At 25.9% G+C, this 2459-nt stretch carries 3 protein-coding genes; all 3 read left to right on the plus strand.

Annotated elements, in window-relative coordinates:
- Nucleotides 1–220: 220 nt before the first annotated feature.
- The 3 genes from BP769_RS02340 (at nucleotide 221) to rplJ (ending at nucleotide 2455) form a co-directional block, all read left to right on the plus strand.
- Nucleotides 221–577 carry an HIRAN domain-containing protein gene (locus tag BP769_RS02340; protein WP_409198481.1) on the plus strand — a complete coding sequence of 119 codons (357 nt, stop codon included), beginning with the start codon at nucleotides 221–223 and terminating at the stop codon, nucleotides 575–577.
- A gap of 30 nt (nucleotides 578–607) precedes the next feature.
- Complete coding sequence (locus BP769_RS02345; RefSeq protein ID WP_413861955.1) at nucleotides 608–1555, plus strand: ARPP-1 family domain-containing protein; 948 nt, start codon at nucleotides 608–610, stop codon at nucleotides 1553–1555.
- A 417-nt stretch (nucleotides 1556–1972) separates the two neighbouring features.
- A complete protein-coding gene (gene rplJ / locus BP769_RS02350) occupies nucleotides 1973–2455 on the plus strand; it encodes a 50S ribosomal protein L16 (RefSeq protein ID WP_409198483.1) in 483 nt (160 codons plus the stop codon).
- Nucleotides 2456–2459: the final 4 nt, after the last annotated feature.

Genomic DNA, 2459 nt, shown 5'->3' on the forward strand with positions numbered 1-2459 from the left:
CTGCTTTAATCTTCACAGTAAAAAAATCCTTTATTTTTTTTCAACTATTAATATAAAAAAAATATAAAATAAATTCATTTTATATTCTACTTATTAATTTTATGTATTCAAGTATATATTTATAATTCACAAAGAAAAATATTTTTTTCGTATTGATAAAAATTTTAATATATTAGTAAATGTATAATAAAATTAATAATTAAGGGGGAGTGCTTTTAAAATGGTTGATTTTAGTGAAATGTTTATAACAGTTAATGGTACTAGTTTTTTTCATGGAGTGAAACCTTTCCAAATAGGTAGTATTTTAAAATTAGTAAAGGATCCGGAAAATCTTCATGATGGTGAAGCTATTAAAGTTCTAATGCGTTATGCTGGTCAAGTAGGATTTGTTGCAAATAGTCCTAAAACTGTAGCTAAAGGAGCAATGAGTGCAGGTAGGATTTATGATAAAATTATGAATCCAGATTATGCTAAAGTCCGATTTATATTTAAGGATTCTATAATTGCTCAAGTATTATCTCATGATGAATTAGAACAGGAAAAATCTGATGAAAATTCAGATGTGAATAAAATTTAAAAAAATCAGTACGGGGGAGGATTTTTTTTTATGAGTGTTAATGCAATAAAAGATAGTTTAAGTAGTATTGAATTTTTACCAGTGCAAAACTATGAAAATGTATCAGTTTTAGGGTTTGAAACTAGTAATCTTAATGATTTTGATTTTCTCACTCTTAAGAAAGGTTTACGTATGGGTTTAGTGGAGTTAAATGAAGAAAACCCAAATGGAATTGTTGATACGATAAAAGTGATGAATAATGCAGTAACTCCTTTACTTATTCTTGAAGGTGAAGTACTTATTGGTGCTAAACAGGATCGTATTGCAAATACTAGTCTTTTAATCCCACCACATGTTGGAAAATTAATACCTGTAAGTTGTGTTGAAGCTAATAGGTGGGAGTATCAAACTAATAATTTTTATGATTCTACAAATTATGCTTCATCAAATGTTAGAGGTGCACGGACAGAAACTGTTAATGTTTCACTTAAAAAAGATGGGGTTTATAAATCTAATCAAGGCCTTGTTTGGGATGTGATTAATCAAACTCAAAACAATTTAAATATTGAATCTCAGACTAGTGCTTTAAAAGATGTTTATTCATCTAAAGAGGAGACATTAAATGATTACTATGAAAGTTTTCCATATGCAAATAAGCAGAATGGTAGTATAATTCTTATAAACAATGAAGTTAAAGGATTAGAATTATTATATAATAATTATTTATATAAAGAGTTTCATGAGAGAATAATTAAAAGTTACATAATTGATGCCTTACAAGAGAGTAAAACTAGTAATACTGAAGATTTGGATGTTTATAATTTGGCTGAGGATTTTAGGGATAATATTTCATCTTCTAAGTATGAAACTTTTAAATCAGTTGGTTGTGGGGAGGATTCACGTTTTGAAAATACTGATTCAACTGGATCTGCATTAATTTATAAAAATGAATTGATTCATGCAGTATTCTTTAATAAATTAAAATCACTTGTAATTTAAATAAATTATAAATTTTTTTTCTACTTATAATTTTTTTTTTATTCTACTTAATTATATTATTATATAATAGAAATTACAAAATAAATTATTGTAAATGAATTTTTATTAAACTCATTTTTTTTATAAATAAAAATATTTTTTTTCATGATGAACTGTTTTCAACATAACATTTATTAATGTTGATTAAAATAAATAATCGTATTCTATCTTAAATTATATAAATATAACATTAAATTTTAGATACAAAAAAAAATTTTTTATTTAATCTTAAAATTTTATTTAAATAAACCCCTTATATAATCTTAAATTAAGGTTTATTAGGTGCTTGTTTATTTTTATTATATATCAAACCATAATTTATATTTGGATTGTTTGATAGAAAAATTTTTAAATTTATTATTTATGGAGGAACTATTAATGGTTCGTGCTTATTCAAGAAAAGAATATATTAGAAAAACCCCAAATTCAAGAATTGTTCAATATGACATGGGAAGCTTAACAGATGAATTCCCAGTAGCTGTATCTTTATCAGTTAAAAGACCTATCAGAATTAGTCATAATGCTTTAGAAGCTGCAAGAATTGCTTCTAACAGATTAATGATGAGAAAGGCAGGAAGATTCGGATACCATTTGAAAATCAGAACTTACCCACACAATATTGTACGTATTAATCCTATGGCTACAGGAGCTGGAGCAGATCGTGTACAAAGTGGTATGAGAAACGCATTCGGAAAAGCAGTTAGTGTAGAAGCTTTATGCAGTAAAAATCAAAAAGTTATCACTATTGATATTAATCCTAAAAACTTTAACGATGCAAAACTCGCACTTAAACGTGCATCAATGAAACTTCCAGTTGCATGTAAAATCACTGTAGATAAAGGCGCAGAATTAATTAAATAAATAT

This window comes from Methanobrevibacter sp. UBA417, assembly GCF_002508845.1.
Taxonomy (GTDB): domain Archaea; phylum Methanobacteriota; class Methanobacteria; order Methanobacteriales; family Methanobacteriaceae; genus Methanobrevibacter_A; species Methanobrevibacter_A acididurans.